This is a genomic window from Bifidobacterium sp. ESL0728 (assembly GCF_029392015.1).
Taxonomy (GTDB): domain Bacteria; phylum Actinomycetota; class Actinomycetes; order Actinomycetales; family Bifidobacteriaceae; genus Bifidobacterium.
On record NZ_CP113925.1, the window covers coordinates 131,091 to 150,949 of the forward strand.

Here is a 19,859-nt window from a genome sequence, read left to right on the forward strand (position 1 = left end):
TGTTTATTCTGATGGACTTTTCTGTATCTCAGACTTCACCGCGGCAGCAGCACAGTCAGGATGAACCAGTGGTCGCGGGCCTTGATGGTGACGTCGCCGTGGTAGAGATCGGCGATGTGCTTGATCGATTTCACGCCGTAACCGTGGGCGCGCTGGTCGGATTTGGTGGTGCGCAGGTCGCCTTGGTCGTCCGTCTGCAAAGCCGATTCGTAATAGTTTTCGACGCGGATGACCGTAAATTGACCGTGTTTGTAAAGCGCGAGCTTGATCAGCCGCCGTTCCGGTTCCGAGACCTTGGAAGCCGCCTCGATGGCGTTGTCGAGCGCATTGCCGAAAAGCGTGGCGATATCCATCGAACTCATGTCGCTCAGCAACTTGCCGTCGGCCACCGTCGTCAACGTAATACCCTTCTTCGCGCAGGCATTCACTTTCGAGGTGAGAATGATGTCGAGCACGGAGTTGCCGGTGTGCTCCTGCGCGCTGTATTCCTTGACCGACGCCTCAAGCTGTTCGAAGCCGGCGGCCGCGTGCTCGGGGTCGACCTCGGCCCGAAGCGCCGTGATCTGGTGTTTCAGATCGTGCGAAATGCGCCCGAGCGATTCGATGTTTTCCTTGGATTGCAGGTATTCCTGGTGCTCGCTCTGCAGCTTCGCGTCGATGGAGGTGAGCTCGACGTTCGCCCGCGTCACCCTGGCCTGTTCCTGTTGCGCGCCGAGAATTGCGTATCCGCACAGATCGACCAGCGTGCGGATATAGAAGATTTCTTGCCCCACCGAGCCGGAGAAAGGTGTATTGGTCGAGACAAAGCTCAGGTTGCTCATTGCGAACGTGACGATGGTGATGATGATGGAACCGGCCACCGCGGTGCGGCTTGGGTTCATGGGCTTGTCGCATTCAAAATTGTGGCGTTCGATGGCCCAAGCCAGGCCGAAACCGATCAGGTAGATTATCGTGGCCAGTATCGCTGTGGGCAAGTCCAGGCCCGAAACCGAGGTGTGGCCGTGGCTGTGTTTGTCGAACCCGATGAACGTCGCAATCTGCCAGTGCAGCGATGCGACGAGTTCCGCGAGCACAAACGCGCGGGCAGTGATGTAAAGCCCCTCGCGCGGCGTGGTTTGTGCGCCGAGAAAAATAATAAGGTACATTCCGGCTACGGCAAGCAGCATACCCAGAATCCAGAAATCAATGCTCATCGCCCCGTCAAGGTATTGGATGCCGATAATCGCAGGCAAACCGATCGCGGCCGCAAGTACGCTACGCCATTTCGGCGCTCGCCGGTAGATGACCAGTAAGTAGACCACGCAGGCCAGCCATTCGCAGATGCCGGTGTAGAGCCGCGGAATGTTGGGCAGCGCGTTGGTGATGGTGTTCAGCGTGTTCATTGCAGCCCGCCGTTGATGTAGCCGGCCAGAGCGGCCACGAACGCCTTTTTGCGCGGGCGGCTGATGCGCAGGCGCTCGCCGTTGCTCATGATGCAGTCCTGGTCCTCGATGCCGGTGACGTGCCGCAGATTGACTAGATAGCAGGAGTTGGAGCGGAAGAAGTCGTGCCCGTCCAGTTGCGCTTCCAGTTCCTTCAGCGTCGAGGTGATGGAAAGTTTGCCGTCGAGCGTATGAATGATGATTGTATGACGAATTGATTCGATGTAGACGATCGATTTGAGCTCGACGCGCGTACGCTGCGACCCGGCCTCGAAGAGCATCGAATCGTCGGCCTGACGCCGCACCGTCTCGATTGAGCGTTTGATTTCCTGGCTGAACGCGAAGTACGGCACCGGTTTCAGGAGGTAGGAGAGCGCCTGCACCTCGTAGCCGTTGATGGCATATTGTGAGGCGTTGGTGATGAACACGATGACGACGCTGCTGTCGACCTTGCGGATCCGCCGCGCGGCTTCCATGCCGTCCATCTGCTTCATTTCGATGTCGAGCAGGAGGATATCGTAAATGGGCCGGTAGCCTTCAACGATTTTCGCGCCGTCGTCGAAGACCGAAACCGTGAAGTTCTCGCTGTTTTCGCTTTGGTAACGGTTGAGATAATCGAGTACTTTCTGACATGCGGCGGGCTCGTCTTCCACTACTCCGATTCGTATGCTGCGCATCGTCGCCGCCTTTCGCTTGAGGTTTTTGCCTCATAATATTTCTCTATAGCACAGTTTGATGGCATAGCCGGGCAGATTGCTATATTGTCGTTATGAGTTCCCAATTTGTTTTATATCCATAATAAATAGTTAAATAATTCAGCTTTATCTTAATTATCGCATATCACAGTAGGGGTTTTGGTGTGAGTGAATAATTGTAGGTAAGAAAATTGATGTAAGTCTAATTTGGGAAAAATGTATGGCAACAGTTTGCCATACGTATTTATGATTATTTTTTTACCGTTTATCGGCGTTATTGTGCCGATAATTGGACAGGATTGGACAAATCGCAAAAAAGAGAGTAAAAAGTTTGACGTTAGGTTATTTTCCAACGGAGGTTGATATATGAAGAAGACGAAGAAGATGGTCGTTGTCGCGTCGTTTGCGGCAGCTTGCACCCTGTTTGCAGGTGTTGGTTTCGCATCGGCGGCCGAGACCCCGGCCCCGGGTTCAACTCCGTCGGTTTCGGCGCAGGCGTCTGATTTTGATAAGACGCAGCTTCAATCCGAATACAATAGGGTGCTTAATATCGCGAATACATATCCCGGTGGTAACTACACCCAGAGCTCTTGGGCAGTTATGTACAATGATTTGGATACTGCACAAGCCATGCTCAATGATGCCAACGACCACACCACACAGGGTGCCGGGCACCAAGGCGACGTTGACAATCAAACGGCAATACTTAAATCCTATCCTGGTAAGCTCCAGCCTGCCGTTGCCGGTCTGCCGACTGGCGCCGACTCATGGAAAACCAAGGATGACTTGCTTGCTTTCTACAACAAGGTCAAAGACGTACAGGAAAGCAGCTATCCCGGTAATGAAAATTGGACAAGCTTTAAGCTAAGCCGTACGTCGGCTAGTTGGATATTTGAGCCCACTAACCATAGTAATGTGCATGATATCACTTTAGCGTATGACCTTTTGTATAAGGCCACAAGGGATCTGGATCCCTCGCTGCTGCCGTCCGCTCCTGCGCCGGCTCCTGGTCAGGGTGGATCCTCAACCCCTGCACCTGCTCCGGCTCCCGCTCCTGTCGACAAGAAGGCCGGACTGCGCAGCGCCTATGACAAGGTGAAGAATTATCAGCAGAGCGATTTCACCGCCGCCTCCCCTTGGGCTGCGTTCACCACCGAGCGTGATAAGGCCAAGGCCATGCTCGATACCGACAATACCCAGGCCGCATTCGACGCCGAAGCCACCGCCCTCAACACGAAGGCAGGCGCTCTGATCAGCATCGCCGGACTCAAGGCCGACATCGCCAAGGTCGCCACGTTGAAGCCTGCCGATTATACCGAGTTCACTTGGTACCTCGTCACTCTCGACGTCCCCTACGCTCAAAGCATCGTGAATGATGCAGACGCCACTCAAGAAGATGTCAGCACTGCCCAGAGCATTTTCGACGAGGATCTCGCCGGTTTGAAGACCCCGATTGCCGGTCAGAAGACCGGTGCGGATGTTCCCACTACTCCCAAGACCAAGGCCGACCTGAGTGGTTTGGTCGCCCAAGCCGAAAAGCTCAAGCAGGCCGATTACACCGAGGCTTCCTGGAAGGTCTTCGCCGAGGCATTGAAGGACGCCAAGGAAGCCCTCAACCCGGATGCACAGTCTCAGCTGCTGCGTGACAGCGGTGAGGATTACACCTACAACTACGTGGAGCTCGAGGACGCCCAGTCCGCTTTGGTCCGTAAGGCTTCCCCGACTCAAGGTAAGGGTGGAGCCGGTGGCGCAGCTGCCGGCAACAAGGCCGGTCTGGCAAAGACCGGTGCCGCGGTTTCCATCGTCGCAGGCATCATGGCGCTGCTCGCAGCCGCCGGTGCCGCTATCAAGCTCGTCGATCGCAAGCGTGCCTAGCAACCAGCACGCTCGTCGTTAACGACAGCTTCGCCATTTAGAAGGTCGGCCGACAGGTAATACGGATTTGGTATGGGTTTCACCATTTCCCGCAGCCTGTCGGCCGACCTTTATGCGTCTTAGGGTGCGGACGGAATATTAAAGACCGAACCTTCTAAATCAAGTCTTCAGCCTTTCGCCTGCACGTCCTCGTTTTTTTTCAGAGAAGTGGCGAATGGTTGCCTGATGGACGGTTGAGCTAGGTGTCGAACGGGTGGGTTTTATTTAATAATATAAATTATTATAATATAATTTCTTGTGGTATCGTTTCTTCATGGGTGAGATACGGAGTGCTTCGGCTACCGCGCAAAGTTGTGCTGACGCCTTGGAGCATGTTATGGATGCTGCGGAGGCTGGGCCTGTCTTCTATGCCGGTGCCACGAATATCTGTGCGGTGGCAAGTGCGGCTTCGGCTTGTGCGGCCAGTTCACAAGCGGCGGGATTGCTGGCGGGTATGATGCGCGCACTGTCGGTTGGGACGTCTTGGGCCCACGAGGGATTGTGTGAGGCGGATCAGACAGTAGCCGATGCCATCGAGGGTCTGAAATGAGCGGCGAGCGTGGTGATACCGGAATTGACAGGCGTCTGCGCGCCGACAAGGAGAGAACGGACACGTTTCGCCGTGAGTGCGCGTCTTTGAATGATGCATCGGATACGGTTCGGCAGGCTCAGACTCTTCATCACGATGTGTGGATGGGTCTGTCGGAAGGATTGCGGGGTAACGCTACATACGCGGAGTTTGGCAGGATTGAAGAGGAGTTTCAAGGTATTGTAAGCCATCTTTCCGTCCAGATTGAGCAGGAAGCCGAGGATCGTGACGCAGAGGCTCGCAGGATACATGTTCGCGATGAGGAACTTGAACGAGGTCAGGCTGCGCTTAAGAAGCAGGGTGCCGCGAGGCGAGGCAAATTGGAGAGGCGGTAATAGTGGGTCTGATTGTAGACAAGGGCGCAATGCATGCGGCGCTCGCTACATCTGTTAGAACTATCACGGAACGTGACCAGCGGTTGGAAGAAGCTGCTCTCGCGTGTGACAGGTTGGCGAATGAAGGTCAGTTGACCGGTGAGGCGTGGCAAGCCGTCAAGCGGCAAGCTGAAACCACTGGACAGAAAATCAGCGCAACTCTTGATTATGACCGCGCCATACTTGGTGACCATGCCGCCCTGTCGCGCATGCTCGACCAGTATATCGAGGACGATTTCATCGCAGAGGATGCTATCGTCCAAGCCCAGGATCGTCTTCGGCAGGTCGGCCGCATCATCGAAATAGCCCAAGAGCTTCTTCCCCCGGTTACGCGTGCTCTGCTCTCTCCCAATCTGAATAATCTACTTGCTCGGGATCGCAAGACCAATGCGTGGCTTCAACAAAAGATTGATCGCCTTCACGAATTTGACCAAGCCACTGCCGGCCTCTATGGAGGACAAAACGGTTATGGCGATACTGGGAATCTTCACGATCATCAATGGTGGCAATTCTGGGAACATGATGACTCAAGCCTTGATTGGAGCGAAACTGTAGAATCAGGGATTGTGGCGAACGATCCACTAGTCGCTGGTGAGTTAAGACAGAGTGGTATTGGCGATTGTTGGTTGCTTTCCACAATCAATGCGATGATTGATGCTGGTATGGACGATGAGCTTAGGGCCGGTATCCAGGATCATACGGATGAAAAACCGCCGTACTATCTTGTTAGGATTTATGATGATGGCAAACCTGTATGGGTGAAGGTGTCTCAAGTACCATTGAACGGTGTAGGCGTTATGGGACTTTCTGGTAACCAATATATGCTGGACCGAAATGGCAATAAGTGGTTTAACGGTGGCCAATCAATTGCTTCATTGTATGAGGCCGCGATTGAGGACCAGTTTAAGAATGGTGCACTGAATGGCAATAATCCGGATAGCGCTTGGGAAGCCATTACCGGCAGAAAACCGCTTAAAACGGGCGGTGATCCTGGTAACGAAGCGATGGAATCACAAGGCTCAATGCCTACGAATGTCGAACGACGCATCGGTAAGGGCGAAGGCACTATATCTGTCGCTGGCAGTAAGCCGGCACCCCTGTGTTGGCCGTGGCAGAAAACAGAAGAGTATTCTGGTTCCATTCAGGCCAAAATAAGTCCAGAAGCTTCAGGCAGCGGAACGGTCGAGATTGTTTATAACCACGCCTATGAGGTCGTGGATGCGAGAGGTGGCATGGTGGCTCTACGTAATCCTTGGGGGCAGGGCAATCAGGCAGATGGGAAGTTCAGCGACCAGAATAATGGTGTCTTCTGGATTAGCAAAAGTGACTTTGACCGGATGTTTGATAGTGAATCTCGGCAATAATATGAAACAGGGAACCGATAATAGTCATGGAAGGCAAGAGATTAATAAGCGGTCGCGTCATCGGGGTTGGCTCATTGCCGGTATCGTCGTCTTAGTCGTTTCCTTGGTCGGCGGACTGTTATTCGGGTTTTTATATGTGACGTCGAAAGGACGGATAATGAACGCGTTTCTGCATCCAATCGTGAAACAATCAGCCAATATTCCACAGCAACGGCTTGATAACGGATATGTCGAGTCAACTCAGCTTGATGGACAGATGAGATTCGGGGATCTCAGGATAGGCGTACAGAACGCCCTGTTCCAGGATAAGGATGGGTACAGCGTCGAACTCATGGTTGGCAATTCTAGCCACAAAGGAGGCTGGTCTGATGCACTGAAGGTTGGCGAAACGAAAAGTAGTGCTGAACTTGGCGTTTCGGTGACTTTGACTGCGCTTATCGACTTTGACGGTGTGCAGGGGGTGAAGGTCATGGTTGAGCCTTACCAAAAGGGGCCTGTCGTTGAGCGGAAAGCTGACATGTCGCAGAATCAAGCTGCGCTTGACATGGTTAAAAGTGCTTGTTTGGGGGAGACTATTGATTTTGGAAGAATGCGTATCAATGTTCCTTGGTCGTTAAACAAGTCTGGAAATGCGGAACCCACAGTATCGATAGATGTATATGATACAAAGACAAACCTATCTGACGCCATGACATTGGAACTTGGACAGGCTAAAAAATCCGACAGAATTGGATGGGTCTTTACCCTTTCGGCTTTCATTAAGATTAAGGGACGGCAAGGCATAACTCTGCAAGCGGTTCCTGGGCGCCAAGCCATCTTTCGTCAGCAGGCCGATATTCCTCGGGAGAAGCTTGACCGCGGCCAGGTCTTTACGATGAAGATGGGTAACGATATCGACTTGGGATATGCCGACCTTCACGTATATCCCAACTTTTTGAATTACGATACGAGAACAATCGGTTTGATTCTATGTAGTAATCCGAAAATCGGAAGCACTTATGATCACAACATAGGGCTGAAGATCGGAGAAACGAAGACGTCAGAAAAATACAAGTGTTCAGTGACATTGGTTGCGCTGACTGAAGTGGATGGCGAACAGGGCGTTACGTTGCTGGTTACACCGGTGAAATAAACCGTTGTGCGCCGTGACAGGTGATTGCGGCGCACAGGAAATTTCGGGTTGTTGATTAGCAAGACCTAGACGGTACTGGATTATTCGGCTTCGGCGTCCTTACTGTTGTTGGACGGACGAAGGCCGCACATGTCGTCGCCTTGGCCGTCTAGCGCGGCGGACGGGGAGAAGCTCAGCAGGTTGCTGGCGGCGGAGAGATGCAGCGGGCTGGCGGTTGCGGTTGAGGTTCTGGCGGCGTTCGCATCGACAGCGGGTTGTGCGTTGGGATTGTTCTGCGTTGCGTCGAGTTGAGCAGAGGTGTCGGCATCCGTATCCGTTCCACTGCCGCTGGGCCCTGCAACCGCTTCTGCGTCTTCTGCGGTTGCGTCTCCGGTTGCTGCGGAAGCGCTGACGCCGGCCGGCACCTTGGCGGAATCCTGCTTGGCGCCTGCATCCAAGGCGTCTGTATCCAAGTCCGAATCGACGAATTCCTTGCGGCCGTCGTAGAGGTCACGGTCGAGCTGATGCTCGGTGGCGGCGACGATGAAGGCGGTGTTGGTGGCGCCGGCCACGTTCAGGGCGGTGCGGCCCATGTCGACGATCTGCGAGATTGGCTGGGCGATGGCGATGAAGGCGATCGGCAGGCCGGTGGCCGCGAACAGGGAAGTCGCGGTGATGGTGGCGGTGCCGGGCACGCCAACAGTGCCGATGGAAACCAGCAGGGTCAGGGCGACGAGCAGCAGATACTGCAACGGAGTGTAATGCATATTCAGCGAGTTGACGGCGAACACAGCGAGCAGCGTCGGCCACACACCGGCGCATCCGGGCATGCCGAGGTTGGCGCCCAGCGAGGCGACGAATGAGGCGATGTCATCGGGGACTCCGCCCTTGCGCATTTGGCGCACGGTCACGGGAATGGTGCCGATGCTGGATTCGGAGGTAAAAGCGACAACGCCGGCGGGCCAGAAGAACTTGAAGAATCGTAGCGGATTGGTGCGCGTGGTCACGCCGAGGATGGCCGGCTGAACGACGAACATCTGCAGCGCGATGGCGATATAGGCCACCACAAGCACGAGCAGCAGTGGAAGCAAGGCGACGAGGTTGCTGTTGGAGATGGCGGCGGCGATCAGCACGAGCACGGCGTAAGGCGTGAAACCGACGACGATCTGCGTGGCCTTGGAGAGCACGACGTTGCCGGCGTCCACGAAAGTTTTGAACGGCTTGACTGCGGCCTCACCCTTGGGCGTCGAGGCGGCGGCGTTGTAGGCCAGCGCGACGAGAATGGCGAAGATAACGACCGGGACCACTTGGTTGGCGGCCCAGTTGGCCACGAGATTCGAGGGGAAAAGCCCGACGATGGTGTCGAGCACCGCCGGCACGTGCTTGGCTTGGTAGTGCTGTGGCATGGCCACGTCGAAGCCCTTGCCCACGCCGAATGCCAGCGCGAGCCCGAGCGTGATCAGCGAGGCCGTCAGTGTGTTCAGGAGCAAAAACACCACGGTTTTCACGCCGATATTTTTCAGTCTCAAAGATGAGCCGAGGTTGGTGATGCTGGCGATGACACTGAACAGCAGCAGCGGCACCACGATGGCCCCGATGGCGTTCGACCAGACGGTGCCGAACGCGGCGACGTAGTCGGTGTGGCCCTTGAAAATCAGGCCCATCGCGATGCCGAGCACGGTGGCGATGATGACGCGGGCGCTGAACCCGGCCTTTTTGGTGCGGCTCAGCACGGCCAGCCCGGCGAAAAGCAGAACGCTGACGCCGAGCGCCAGCCAGTTCCAAGTAATTGCGGTCATGATCTTCCTCTCAATCAGTTTGTATAAAATTATGTATATATGTACGAAATAAATGTGCTTTTGGTGGCGTGAAACTCTGCTTTTGCGGGTTCAGACCGGTGGGTTCGGCCTCGTTTGAATCCGTGCATCCGTTACGGAATACGTAACGTTCGGCAAGGTTTGGCGGTCTATGACAGAAGTCGGCTGGTCCCGTAGCTGAAACGTTGAGGGTTTGAATATATTCGTAATTCTCTGGAAACAGATATCAATTATTCATTCGATTGAATATCGATGACGAATCGATAGATCAACCGACGCAACAAGCGACGAATGAATGAATTCTAAAAAGAATACGAAAAATGCAGCGGCGGAATTATCGAAAATTCAGCGACAACAAGGCATCGTCATACAAGACATCATCATTTGCAGACGAGAATTACAGCTGGCGGCGGAGCGATAGAGTCCGTAGCCGTTGCTGCTGCCTGCAGAAGAAATTTGTGATGTCATGGATGCAACAATAACCGATGACGGCGATATTTGCAATAGTAAATCTTATGAAATTGGATTTTTGTGCCAACAGAAAAGCATTTTGACGCAGTGTTCGGCAAGCAAAGTGGCGGCAGAGCAATGCCCAGATTGACGTGCGGAGTGACGCGAACGGTGTGCAAAGTGACGCGTGGCAGTGTGCTGAGTAGCCCTAGACAGTCTGCTGAGTAACCTTGGGGCGGCGCTGAGTGACGTGCGGAGTGCCGTGTAAGGCGGCGCAGGCGGAGTGAGTAGGGGGAAATAGGCTTGGAATGTCAGGCGGAGCAGCACGTGGAGTGCCGCGTGGCCGAAAGCCAAAATAAAAAAGGGCTGACGACTGATATGTCATCAACCCGATAGAATTTGCGAAAGTATTCAGGCGGCCATCGTGTTGGCATCCTGTGCCTCGACGTCGCTCTTGTGCTTGTCGTTGCCCCTTGGCTGCGTCTTTTCGTTGTCGCGGCGGACGATTTCCTTGGCGATCGACTGGATGCTGCACAGACGCAAGGCGTTGTCCCCACGCACGCCTGAAGCCTCTTCGTTGCTGACGATGCCGGTTTTCACCAACGCGTCAACGGGGTTGATGCTGTAGCTTCGTGCGATGGCGACGATTTCGTCGGTCGCCAGCTCGCCTGACTTGAAGCGCTTGTAAAGGGTGGCATAAGGAATGCCGGCTTGTTGCGAGATTCTGTTGATGGAATCGTCGTGTGTGATTTCTCGTAGCCATTCAATATGATTATGTCGAATTTTTTCCATGTTTTTATTTTCTGATAATTCAGGTGAAAATGTGAGAGGGAAAAATTTGTTAAACGTTTGACGTTTGTAGCAACTTTATTTTGCGATATTTTACAGACGGGTTTATCTTTATATCGATTTGTCGAATATTTGGTTGCTAATCGTTGCAAAAACGGGAAATCTGAAGTCAAATTTAACCTGAATTGGAATTCCGTTTTTTATAATTTGTCAACAAAAAACCGTTCATAAATTTTTTGACTTCAATCAAGCGTTTAAAAAAAAATTTGAAAAAAAATACGTAAAACGTTCGCAATTGTTGAGATTCAGTTACTAGCGTAATTCGCGCTATTTGTCTAATGCAAAAATGCGTGTTTATCTTCGCCGTTGCATGAGGCGTTGTGCTGTGCCGAGTGTCTGCACTCCCGATTTCCCGATCCGATTGTTCGATGACGATTATTTCTAAATAAGCTCGCAACCCCAATGGGGTTTCTTAAGGCTTTGAGATTTCTTGCGACCATCTTGCTTTTAGCACTCAGCTCTGTGGCCTTGCCGCGCATGCCAGGGATCTCCTGGCTCAGAGTTTTTCGTTAAAGTCGGCTTCGTGTTTTTGAGATTTCCCGGCACTGCTGGATTGTCGGTGTCGGTCAGCCCCTATTCGAGGTGTTTCGCCGCACGATTTCATGGGCGATGTCGGTGATGCTGGAGAGTCTCAGGGCGTTTTCCCCGCGTACGTCTGTGGCCTCGTCCGCGGTGATTACGTTGTTTTGGACCAATGCCTCCACGGGGTTCATGTTGTAACCGCGCGCAATCGCTATGATTTCGTCGGTGGAGAGCGTGTTGGATTTGAAGCGTTTGTAAAGGGTTGTGTAAGGAATGCCGCTCAGGTGTGAAATTTTGTTGATGGAGTCGTCATGCGTGATGCGTTTCAGCCATTCAATCGGATTGCCGGTCGGATTGTTACGCGTGTTTTCATTCATGCATTCATTATGCGACATTTAGCCTTAAAAAGTAACCATTTAAACTGAAACGTTTGATGTGAAAGAGAGATATGCCATAAAATAAACAATATAGATAGATAATAATTAACATAAATCGATTACCGTCAAAACCGCCTTTACGGCCTGCCTCCAAAGGTCTTCTGCGCCATATCGTCGGAATTATGGGCTTTGTCCGTGTCCTAAATGCTCTGTTGGTAGGGTTTCCAATCTGAATGTCATGCTGTACAAAAGTGTAGGAAATGTGAAGTTTATGAATTTGTGAGATTTTACATGTTTCGATAATAGCGTAAATTCGTGATTTTCCTGTGAATAAGTGCATCGTAGTTTAGGGACTCCAAAAGTTAGTAAATATCAAACGTTTGCCTTAACAACAGAAAGAGGTTTCTGCCTCCGGGGACGCGGTTTTGTGGCTGGCTTTTGGCGGAGTGAAAGACATATCTGAAGACAGAATTAGATAATAGTAATTATTACTATGTTATAGTAATTGTCAGTTCCGCAACGGGGTTGCTGCGGAAATATCAAAAACGACTTGCCGATTTGCATTTCTCTGCCGTAATAATTATCATCGAAAACTAATAACGTTGAGAGAAAGTCTGAACATGAAAAAAACTACGACAAGCTGGCGCAGCTTATCCGCCAAGCTTTTGGCTGCTGTAGTTGCAGTTGGAACTGTTATCGGGTTGGCGGTCGTAGGCGGCGCAAGTGCCCAGACCGCTACTTCGCAGGCGGATTCAGCGACCTCGAAGGCAGCCCAGCCCCTTTCCTCCGATGTCATCGGACACAAGCCCGGGTTGACAAAACTGATGGGCTATAACGCCAGCGCTTCCTGGACCACACAAGGTCTGCGAGCAGACCTTGTGTTGCGAGTGGGCCATGGCGATGTCTCGCCGCAGTGCGTTAAACTCGCCACCGGTGCCCAAGGCAAGGATGTGAAATCGGCGTCCGAAGCCGGACTCGATGAGCAGGGCAAATGTGGTTTGCAGCTCTTCGTCGGCGATGGGGCCGATGCCAAGTCGAAGAACATGATGCGTCCGTTGGCTTATATGAACACCTTGCAAGCCGGCAAAGAGGCCGACAACACCGCGCAGGATCTTGCAGCGGCCAAGCAGGCGTTCGGTGATGCGAACGGCAATTTCTTCACTATTCATTCCGTTGCCGCTTCCGCCGAACAGGGTTATGACGACCTGACTATCGGCCTGAAGACCGACGCGCTGAAAAGCTCTGACACCAATGCGCTGAGAATCTACGCGGTGGTCAATGACGGTGAGGCGCATGCCCCGGTCGCGCTCGATGACACGAGCATTGCTGGAGCCGACGCCGATGTGGCCGTCCCCGATGACCTTGAAAATTCCGGCTATGCCGCAGAACTCATCGAGGGGCAGGCCCTGAACGCCGATGGCATGTCTTGGTGCGGCGATCAGTCCTCCATCACCTGCGCCACGCCGGCCGCTCAGGCCCAGGGTTCGGCAAAGAATGATGCGGCTTCCAAGGCGAACAACGCCGAAGTGGGCGCACAATCTTCGAATTCCCAAATTTCGTTGAAGACGATGCTCAACTATGTCAGCCGCGTTGAGGTACCGGGCAGCTTCCTGCGTGCCGATTTCGTATTGCGTGTTCCGCATCATTCCGTCAACGCCAGCCTTGATAAGCCGGGAATCTCGTTCCTGTTCTCGAAAGACGGCAAGAGGGATTCCGCGCTGGTGCCCACCAAGTACGTTAAGTCGATGGGCACTTCGAAGGGTGCTGCGGACTGGGCCAAGACCCCGAATGTCGCCGGTGACGGCAGCTCCAACGCATTCACCATCCACAGTGTCAACGTTGAGCCCGTGGCAAGCGGCGAACCGGAATTCGACGATGTCTCCGTTTCGATAAAGGGCAACCTTGACTATTCCTCTACTCCGGTCAATGAGAGCACACCCGGCGGTGTGGACGCCCAGCTTTATCTTTACGCCACACAAAGCGACAATGTTGATTCGAATGCGACCGGCAGCACGCTTGATATGACCTATGCCGCAGAGATAGCCGAACCGCTAAAGCTCTATTCGAGTGCCACCTGCGCAGACACCACCAGCGGCTGCAACGGCCCGCGTCTGGGCGTCGGCAAGGAAGGCGCCGTAGACACTTGGTGGGATATCAGCAAGTCCGGTTCATGGAAATCCAATAACTCCCAAGATACCCCGGGGACCAAGGGCGATTCCGCCAACTGGGGCCTGGATACCTCTTCAGGGCTGGCGACGGCGGGTCGCGGCTTCTCCGGCGATACTGCAGCAGGTATTGCTCCTAGCACGACGTTCATGAACCTTTGGTACAACCCCGCAAGCCCCTCCGATCCGCACAATAACGTGCCCAAGGCAGCAGGCAAGCATGATTGCTCGCAAGTCGGCAAGTACTTCTTCCAGTGGGTGGGCCTCAACAGAGACAACAACTGGGTGCCTGTCAAAGATCTGACCCCAACGGCTCAAGAGAACAACCAAGTTGTCGTCTCTTCGCCCGACAACAACGAGTACGGCTACTTCACCGCGTTCAACAAGACGAATACTTCCCCGTCCTTCGATGGTCGTACCACCGATCCCTTGGTTGCCAAAAAACAGGGAAGTTCGGACCCTGCCCCGGCTCAGTTACAAGACGGTTCCATCGACTTCGCCATGGCGCGCATCGACCAGCCGGAACTCACCGGTTACTTCAAGCTGGTTGCCTGGCCTGAAACGACGAACCCGAACAATTCGGCCTGCTCCGCCAACCAGGATGTCTACAACCCGCTGGCAGCTCAGAGCACCGGCAGCAAGGGCATTCTTTCGAGCATGCAGCCCTCTGAGGCCAATGAGTGGCTGGCCAAGGGCTGGTCGGTCAACTCGGCGTTCTATAACTTCAACACTTTCACGGAGATTCCGACCATCGACACCCCTGCCGATAACGCCAAGCTCCCCGAGGTCTACAAGCCGTCCCTGACCGGGCACGGCACTCCCGGCGACAAAGTCCTGATTTACCGTCAGATTGACGGCAAGGGCTTCACTGAGCAGGACACTAAGGATGTGATAGTGGGCTCGAACGGGATCTGGCAGTTCAAAGACACCAATACCCCAGCCGCAGACGGCAACCAACACACCTATCAATACCGCGTGCAGCAGGTTCCCACAACGCTGGGCGGCGGTCGCGATATGCCATCCGATTTCTCGGCGATCAAGACCTTGACCATCACGCCGGTGGACCACAAGCCGATGCTCTTCAAGATGCTCAATTACTTCAACCGCATGGACACCGGCAACGACAAGCTTCGTATGGACTTTGTGATTCGCGTGGCCCACGGTGACGTCGATTACACCACCGATACGGGCTACCATGTCGAAACCGATAAAAACGGCAATCAGACCAATGTTCCCGATCCGAGCAGCAAGCAGAAAACAATCGGTGTGTATTACGACTTTAACGGTGGCTCGGGTCATGACGATGCGATGAGGAAGGCCCTATACACCAGAACCATCGACGACTATCCAGCGGCGCAGTACTGGGCCAACGCACAGAGCAGCGACCCTCGCTTCACCATCAACAGTGTGCTGAATTCCGGCGTCTACGATTACCTGAACGTTTCGATCAAAGCCGACGTCGATTACACCAACGATGAACTTGAATGCTCCGGCAGCAAGATAGATCCGGGTTGCGCGAATCCTACGCCCGACCAGATCAGCAAGGATACCCCTGGCGGCACGGATTACATGCAGTATGTCTATGTCACCACCGGTGAGAAGGCCGTGGCTGCGGCGGATGCCAACCATACCCACGCCGCGCTCAACAGTTCCGCCAGAACCGTGGATGTCGCGAACACGTTCGACGCCGATCAGGACGAGGCCGGCGATCACACCGTGCATCATTACACCACCAAGCTTTACGCCTCCGATGACTGCGACGACCAAACGTCCGGCTGCAATGGTCCGAGAATCGCTGCAGGTCCAATCGCCAAGACTGGACAATCGGTAAATGTCGATCAAACATGGAATCACGGTGAAAGCAACTGGGCATTGGTTACCGACAACGGCTATAGCCAGTCGCCGCAGAACCAACTGCCTAAAGGCGTCGCTCCCATGAATTCGTTCTGGTCGATGTGGTACGACATGTCATTGCCTTCAAGCCGTGACCCTGAACATGATGGTGCAAGATCCAAAAAAGATAATAGACAACGCAACCATCCCTGCTCTGAAGTCGATGACTTCTACTTCCAATGGCTTGGCCTGGATCACAACAACAATTGGGTGCCTGTCAAGGATCTGACCCCGACGGCGCAGTTGCGTTCCCAGCAGCAGCTTTCGCACTGGAGCAACGATAAGATCGCTAGGTATTCGTCAATGAACGGCGAGCTCAATTCAGGTAACTTCACACTTGGCACTAACAACATGCCTTACCAGTTGAGCCAGAACCTTCTTTCGGTAAGCGACACCCCGAATACGCTTTCCCCAGTTGGCAAGGATCCTGCAGATGGCAATGGCGGCGGCGGACATAAAGATCACCGCAACCCTACGAATTATCCAAACATGTATGCTCCTGCCCAACTGCAGAATCGTTTCGGTGGCCCGTTGGCGAACACCGCAAGCGGTGACATCGACTTCGCCAAGGCGAAAGCCGACCAGCCTGAGCTGACCGGCTACTTCAAGATGGTGACCTGGCCGGTGACCACGAACCCACAGGGCGTCAAGCAGCAAGACAACTCCTCCTGCAGCACCCAGACCCAAGCGGCGCAGGACATCTACAACCCGATCGATCGGATCGGCGACCCCAGCGACAAGGGCATCACCTTGGACAAGGTGAAGAACCATCCCGATCAGGTCAACAAGCTGCTTGATGAGAGCTGGACCAATAATTCGGCCTACTTCCGCTACGATGTGCCGCGTCCGAACGCCCTTACCGTCAATAAGATCGACGGCAGCCCGTTCGAGAGCCCGAGCGTCGCGAGGACCATTACCGGTTCTGGAGCCGCAAAGGACTCCACTGTGATGGTTTACCGCGAGCGCAACGGAGCTACCGGAGAGGACGTCTCTGGCGACGACTTGGTTGGAGAAGCGACGGTGAACGCCGACGGCACGTGGTCGATTGTCGATGCCGATGCCAACTTGGACATCACCAATGCGGCAAACAGGACGATTCAGTACCGTGCCCGGCAGACCCAGAACAGCGGGTACCACCTCACTTCGGCCATGTCGAATGCGCAGACCGTCACCTTCAAGTCGCCTAAGCCCAGCGAACCGCCGACCTTCAATGGTGAGAACGTGGTCGGCTCGATCACCTACACGCACACGGTCAACGGCAAGCTGCCGCAGAATGCAAAGCTCCACGTTTCGGGAACATACTCCTGGAACGAGGACGGTGCCTCCGTCAAGCTTTGTGCCCAAGCGGCCGATGCCGGCTACCAGCCTGTCGATAAGCCGGGGACCAGCACCCCCGTAGCTCCGGTATGCAATACGGTACCGGTTACCGGCGGAACATGGTCCGTTGATCTCGACGAGAACCAGTTCAACAACGGTGTCGGCACCAACGGCAACGTCACCGACAAACGCACGCACTATGTGCTCACCGCCGTGCTCGTCAACAAGGACGGCGTGGAATCCGACCCGGCCACCAAGAACGCGGTCCTCGACATGCGTGCCCCGAACCCTGGCACTTCCTCCGCAGGGTGGAACGGCCTGAGCGGTACCGCCTGGCATGCTTCCGACACGTCGGACAATGAACCATTGCCTGATGGGTTCACCGTGCAGGTGACCTGGCCCAGCGGTTCAACCACGCAGACGAGCAGCAAGACCTTCACCGGCACCAACGGCAAATGGTCCTTCGACATTCCGAAGGGCACGACCCAAGGCGACGTGAAGATCCAGGTCACCGACAAGGAGACCAACCAGTCCGGTGTCGAAACCAAGAAGCTCAACCTGACGCGCACCAAGAACCTGCCGATCACCGGCGGATGGTGGGCCCTCGTAGCCGCTCTCCTGGCAGCAGCCGCGCTTGCCTTTGCATACTTCATGAGCCAAAAGCGGCCTCAGAAGAAGCATTCAATGAAATCCATCGGTTCAGAAGGGTCTTCGCACTGATGAAGAAACCGCAAATCGTTGAATGTTGTACAGCGCTGGGGCCTTGAGACCTCCGTGTTGTGGGAATGCAAACAATCACAAGAAGTAAAGGATAAATAATGAATAAGAAGAAAAAGCTGAGCGCAATCGTGGGAGCGGTCGTCTCCGCAGCCACCTTGCTAGCGTTCGCGCCTTTCGGTGTGGCGAACGCAGGTCCCGCAACCGGTGGTGACAACGACGGTTCAACGCCGCTCACCCTGGTCGATCCGGGTGCGAACGTAGGGGCGACCATCAAGGTGATGGCTTCTCCCAAGTACATCTCCGGGCACACTTTCGCGGCCGTCCGCGTTGGAACCTACAAGGCGGCTTCCGCTGATAGCAGTTCTTTGACCGGTTTCGTGCTCGACACCGATCCTGGTGTGCTCACAGGTTCGAAGACCGCGCTGAACAGCATCTCCAGTTTCCAGCACGACAACAACTATTCCCTGAACAATCCTGTCGGTGAGCTGGCTTCGAAGTATCTTGGTTTCACCCCTACAGACAATTCGATGAACAAGGATACGACCTCCTACGATCCGACCGTTCCGGACAACAAGACCTCGATGTGGGCCGGTGGCGTCCGTCAGTTCGTCACTACCCTGACCCAGCAAACCGATTTCGTAGCAAGGCAGCAAGCTGCTGCGGCAAACGCCAATACTCCGAATTCGGGCATGACGGCTCCGGTGAACAACACCAGCTCCTCCTTCGAGGTTCCAGTTGGTGAGCCTGGCCTGTATGTGATTGAGGATGTAACTGGTGGCAGCACCAACGGTGGCACGAATTCCATCCCGATGCTTGTGGGCACCGCTGTGTACTCGGATCTCGGCTCAGGCAGTACAAAGGCCTATACCGCTGTCGCCAACGGAGGTCAGTTGGGCCAAGTGAGCATGAAGAACGATCTGCCCACGGTCACCAAGGAACGTGTGGATAAGAAGCCTTTGGGCGCTGATGGCGGCTATATCCATTATTACATCAAGACTCAGGTGCCGCTGACGACAGGTTTCCAGCATTATGTCTTCAATGTTCAGGATGATTCCACCACTCCGTTGACCTATGTCAACGACGGCAACCATAAGACCAAGGTCTTCGTCAAGAATGTGGATGTGGACAACGATGCAGAAATCCCGTCCAATTCCTATAACATCACCAACAGCGACATCGATAGCACTGAGGTGACCGGTATGCCGAGCACGAATTATGCTCATCGCATCGTTTTCAACTTCTACGATACGTTCGTGGGCCATTACACCCATGGTGATCCGATCGTCATCTCCTATTGGATGAAGTACGATCTGAACGGTGATCGCAACAACGTCAAGAACAAGGCAATGCTGGAATATTCTGACGATGTGAACAATCAGGCGAACATGATGGGCAACGGCAACGCCAACAACGCTCCCAACAACGGTCATACAAGCGGTTCCGGCAGTGCCACCAGCAATAATGGCAACAACTCTAACGGTACCAGCGGTAGCATTTCTGTAGTCGACAACACGCTCTATGGCGTCTCTCTGCTCAACAAGCTCTACGGTGACGACGGGGCCAAATTGGTCGGTTCGGAATTCAGGCTCTTCAGGTCCGATGACTTGACCACGCCGCTTCATTTCGCAGCTGATCCCAGCAACCCCGGCGTCTACTCGCTGTCGACCAAGCCTGCTGACACGTTGACCAACTTGACGCCTGCCGCTAGCGGCGACAACCTGGGCAAGATTCAGCTCAAGGATCTTGACGGCGGCGATTATGTCGTCAAGCAGGTCAAGGGCGCGACCAACGTGCGCAATCTGTTCCTGCCGCAGTTCACGCTTACCGTTGGCTCCGATGCCGCCGGCGCTCCGTTCGTCAAGAACGGTGGCGACAACTGGAACCTGAACCTGGTTACTGCAAGCAACAATGCCACCAACGGCACCGTCACCGTCAACAACGTGGCCGCCATCTCCCAGCTGCCTCTCACCGGCAGCGCCGGAATCGCGCTGATCGTCCTCGCGGTCGTTGCGCTTTCGATGGTTGCAGCAGGCACTACGGTGCTCAAGCGTCGTCACAATGCGGCTCGCCAAGCCAAGTGATTGCTGATTTCTCCGCAGATGAATGTCACGTTGATGTTTCCGGCATTCGTCGCGAGAGAATGAGGTAAGAACCTTGATATCACGTCTGCCGGAATGGGTTAGTCCCCGTCCCGGCAGACGCTTTCTTGTTATATATATTGATATAATTTAACAGAATAGAAATTATCCGTGGGTTTGAAGCCGCTCACTGATTTCATACT

General features: G+C 54.1%; 12 protein-coding genes. 7 read left to right on the forward strand and 5 right to left on the reverse strand.

The features are described 5' to 3' along the window. Positions 1-35 precede the first annotated feature (35 nt). Both OZX67_RS00460 and OZX67_RS00465 read right to left on the reverse strand, forming a co-directional pair. Positions 36-1,382, reverse strand: coding sequence for a sensor histidine kinase (locus tag OZX67_RS00460; protein ID WP_277143133.1), 1,347 nt, complete (start codon positions 1,380-1,382; stop codon positions 36-38). Beyond that, entirely contained in the window at positions 1,379-2,098 is a 720-nt protein-coding gene (locus OZX67_RS00465; protein WP_277143135.1) for a LytTR family DNA-binding domain-containing protein, read from the reverse strand. Before OZX67_RS00465 ends, OZX67_RS00460 begins: the two co-directional genes overlap by 4 nt. Before the next feature lie 384 nt (positions 2,099-2,482). Between OZX67_RS00465 and OZX67_RS00470 the strand changes: the two genes are divergently transcribed. The 5 genes from OZX67_RS00470 to OZX67_RS00490 all read left to right on the forward strand — a co-directional run bounded on the left by OZX67_RS00470 (position 2,483) and on the right by OZX67_RS00490 (position 7,489). Next, the gene (locus OZX67_RS00470; RefSeq protein ID WP_277143138.1) at positions 2,483-3,991 is read left to right on the forward strand and encodes a hypothetical protein; all 1,509 of its coding nucleotides are present in this window, start codon (positions 2,483-2,485) and stop codon (positions 3,989-3,991) included. Positions 3,992-4,367: 376 nt separating this feature from the next. Then, positions 4,368-4,580 (forward strand): hypothetical protein, encoded by a 213-nt coding sequence (locus tag OZX67_RS00475; protein WP_277143140.1) that lies wholly within the window; start codon positions 4,368-4,370, stop codon positions 4,578-4,580. Next, positions 4,577-4,954, forward strand: a complete 378-nt coding sequence (locus OZX67_RS00480) for a hypothetical protein (protein ID WP_277143142.1) — start codon at positions 4,577-4,579, stop codon at positions 4,952-4,954. Before OZX67_RS00475 ends, OZX67_RS00480 begins: the two co-directional genes overlap by 4 nt. Before the next feature lie 2 nt (positions 4,955-4,956). Next, entirely contained in the window at positions 4,957-6,357 is a 1,401-nt protein-coding gene (locus OZX67_RS00485) for a hypothetical protein (RefSeq protein ID WP_277143144.1), read from the forward strand. Between the two features lies 1 nt (position 6,358). Next, positions 6,359-7,489: a hypothetical protein gene (locus OZX67_RS00490; RefSeq protein ID WP_277143146.1), complete on the forward strand. Its 1,131-nt coding sequence runs from the start codon at positions 6,359-6,361 to the stop codon at positions 7,487-7,489. Between the two features lie 80 nt (positions 7,490-7,569). Here OZX67_RS00490 and OZX67_RS00495 read toward each other — a convergent pair whose 3' ends face one another. The 3 genes from OZX67_RS00495 to OZX67_RS00505 form a co-directional block, all read right to left on the reverse strand. Further along, positions 7,570-9,267: a dicarboxylate/amino acid:cation symporter gene (locus OZX67_RS00495; protein ID WP_277143148.1), complete on the reverse strand. Its 1,698-nt coding sequence runs from the start codon at positions 9,265-9,267 to the stop codon at positions 7,570-7,572. An 879-nt stretch (positions 9,268-10,146) separates the two neighbouring features. After that, positions 10,147-10,527: a hypothetical protein gene (locus OZX67_RS00500; protein ID WP_277143149.1), complete on the reverse strand. Its 381-nt coding sequence runs from the start codon at positions 10,525-10,527 to the stop codon at positions 10,147-10,149. Between the two features lie 623 nt (positions 10,528-11,150). Further along, complete coding sequence (locus OZX67_RS00505) at positions 11,151-11,483, reverse strand: hypothetical protein (protein WP_277143151.1); 333 nt, start codon at positions 11,481-11,483, stop codon at positions 11,151-11,153. 620 nt (positions 11,484-12,103) lie between these two features. Here OZX67_RS00505 and OZX67_RS00510 point away from each other — a divergent pair. Together OZX67_RS00510 and OZX67_RS00515 are read left to right on the forward strand one after the other, a co-directional pair. Further along, positions 12,104-17,578: a hypothetical protein gene (locus OZX67_RS00510; protein WP_277143153.1), complete on the forward strand. Its 5,475-nt coding sequence runs from the start codon at positions 12,104-12,106 to the stop codon at positions 17,576-17,578. Positions 17,579-17,676: 98 nt separating this feature from the next. Then, positions 17,677-19,659 (forward strand): hypothetical protein, encoded by a 1,983-nt coding sequence (locus OZX67_RS00515; protein ID WP_277143156.1) that lies wholly within the window; start codon positions 17,677-17,679, stop codon positions 19,657-19,659. Positions 19,660-19,859: the final 200 nt, after the last annotated feature.